The 2,836-nt window shown below is 66.2% G+C and carries 2 protein-coding genes and 1 pseudogene; 1 reads left to right on the forward strand and 2 read right to left on the reverse strand.

The window, feature by feature from the left end:
- On the reverse strand, positions 1-537 hold a 537-nt coding region (locus AC07PU_RS36050), incomplete at its 3' end, for a hypothetical protein (RefSeq protein ID WP_495322885.1).
- Positions 538-634: 97 nt separating this feature from the next.
- Here AC07PU_RS36050 and AC07PU_RS36055 point away from each other — a divergent pair.
- Positions 635-1,291, forward strand: a pseudogene (locus tag AC07PU_RS36055) (hypothetical protein); the annotation flags it as partial.
- A gap of 71 nt (positions 1,292-1,362) precedes the next feature.
- Here the strand turns inward: AC07PU_RS36055 and AC07PU_RS36060 are convergent.
- Positions 1,363-2,836: hypothetical protein (locus tag AC07PU_RS36060; protein WP_495322886.1), on the reverse strand; the 1,474-nt coding region annotated here is incomplete at its 5' end.

Below are 2,836 nucleotides of genomic sequence, written 5' to 3' on the forward strand. Positions count from 1 at the left end.
CAGCATCGGCAGCCTGTCGTCGGGTTTGAGCACGACGAACAGCAGCGTGTCGAGCTTGTCGACTTCGACGTCGACGGGGTTGAGCACGGCGACCAGCTCCATCGGCAGCCTGTCGACCTCGACGTCGACCGGTTTGAGCACGGCCACTAGCAGCATCGGCAGCCTCTCCACGTCGACCTCCACGGGGTTGAGCACTGCAACGAGTTCCATCCGCAGCTTATCGGCCTCCACCTCGACGGGGCTGAGCACCGCGACGAGTTCCATCGGCAGCCTGTCCACGTCTACGTCGACGGGTCTGAGCACGGCGACGAGCGGCATCACCAGCCTGTCGTCGGGCCTGAGCACGACGAGCAGCAGCGTGTCGAGCCTCTCGACTTCGACGTCGACCGGATTGAGCACGGCCATCAGCGGTGTCAGCAGCCTGTCCACCTCCACGTCGACCGGGTTGAGCACCGCGACCAGCAGCATCGGCAGCCTGTCCACCGGCGTGGGTTCGCTGTCCACGGGCCTGAGCACCGCCAACAGCAGTATCGGCACGCTGAGCTCGTCGATCAGTTCGATCTACAACACCGGCACCAAGTATTTCCATGCCAACAGCACGGCTGCGGACAGCCAGGCCGTGGGCACCGACAGCGTGGCCATCGGGCCGAACTCCAACGCTCTCGGAGACAGCAGCCTGGCCATCGGCAACGGCGCGCAGGCCAGCGGCCTGAGCACCGTGGCCATCGGCCAGGGCGCGGGCGCGGGCGGCCAGTCGGGCAACCTGGGCAACATCGGCATCGGCATTTCGGCCGGCACGAACGTGAACGGCAGCAACAACGCCGCCGTGGGTTCCCTGGCCGGCCAGAACGTGACGGGTGCGTTGAACGCCGCCTTCGGCTTCAACGCGGGCGGCAACGTCTTCGGTTCGAACAACACCGCCATCGGCGCCGGCGCCGGCGCCGGCGTGGGATCGGCCACCACGAAGGCGATCAACAACACGGCCGTCGGTACGGCCTCGGGCACCAACGTCAGCACCAGCCACAACGTGGCGCTCGGCGATGCCAGCGGCACCAATGTCTCGGGTGGTGACAACAACTTCGCCGCGGGCAGCAGCGCGGGCACCGACGTCGTGGGCGCCAACAACCTGGCCGCGGGTTTCCAGGCGGGCCAAAGGGTCACCGGCAACAACAACATCGCGATGGGGCGTCGTGCGGGGCAGGGCGTCACGGCCAGCAACACGATCTCTCTCGGCAACACGGCCAATGCCAGTGCCGACAACACCGTCGCCATCGGCGCCGGCGCGACGGCGAGCGTTGCCGACAGCGTGGCGCTGGGAGGCGGCTCCACGGCCAGCCGCGGGGCCCAGGCGGGCTACAGCGCCTACGGCCTGGCGGCTCCGCAGACTTCCAGCGGCGAGGTGAACGTCGGCAACCGGCAGATCACGGGCGTGGCCGCGGGCAGCCAGGCGCTGGACGCGGTGAACGTGTCGCAGCTGTCCACGACGGCGGGCTCGCTGTCCACGGGCTTGAGCACGGCCACAAGCAGCATCAGCAGCCTGTCGACCTCGACGTCGACTGGCTTGAGCACCGCGACCAGCAGCATCGGCAGCTTGTCGTCGGGGCTGAGCACGACCAACAGCAGCGTGTCGAGTCTGTCGACCTCGACGTCCACGGGGTTGAGCACCGCCACCAGTTCGATCGGCAGCCTCTCGACTTCGACTTCCACGGGTCTGAGTACCGCGACGAGCTCCATCGGCAGCTTGTCGACTTCCACGTCCACTGGCTTGAGCACGGCTACGAGCAGCATCGGTAGCTTGTCCACGTCGACCTCGACGGGGCTGAGCACCGCAACCAGCTCGATTGGCAGCTTGTCTTCGGGTCTGAGCACGACGAACAGCAGTGTGTCGAGCCTGTCGACCTCGACGTCCACGGGTCTCAGCACCGCAACGAGCTCCATCGGCAGCCTCTCGACCTCCACCTCGACCGGTCTGAGCACTGCAACGAGCTCCATCGGCAGTTTGTCGACCTCGACGTCCACTGGCCTGAGCACGGCAACGAGTTCGATCGGCAGCCTGTCCACATCGACGTCGACCGGCTTGAGCACGGCGACCAGCAGCATCGGCAGCCTCTCGACTTCGACGTCGACTGGCCTGAGCACTGCGACCAGCTCGATCGGAAGCCTTTCGACCTCGACCTCCACAGGTCTGAGCACGGCGAACAGCCGTATCGATGGCCTGTCGACCGGACTGAGCACCACAACCAGCAGCATCGGCAGTCTGTCGTCGGGCCTGAGCACGACGAACAGCAGCGTGTCGAGTTTGTCGACTTCCAGCTCCACCGGCTTGAGCACTGCAACGAGCTCCATCGGCAGCTTGTCGACTTCGACCTCCACGGGCCTGAGTACCGCGACCAGCAGCATCGACAGCCTTTCGACCTCGACGTCGACCGGCCTGAGCACTGCAACGAGTTCGATCGGCAGCCTGTCCACGTCGACTTCGACCGGCTTGAGCACCGCAACGAGCTCGATCGGTAGCCTGTCAACCTCGACCTCGACCGGCCTGAGCACCGCGACGAGCTCCATTGGCAGCTTGTCCACGTCTACCTCCACGGGTCTGAGCACGGCGACCAGCAGCATCGGTAGCTTGTCGACCTCGACATCGACCGGTTTGAGCACGGCGACGAGCTCGATCGGTAGCCTGTCCACATCCGCTTCGACGGGTCTGAGCACGGCGACCAGCAGCATCGGCAGTCTCTCGACTTCGACGTCCACGGGCCTGAGCACGGCTACGAGCAGCATCGACAGCCTGTCGACCTCGACGTCGACCGGTTTGAGCACGGCCACGAGCTCCATCGGC

This window comes from Variovorax sp. GW821-FHT10D07 (assembly GCF_059415325.1).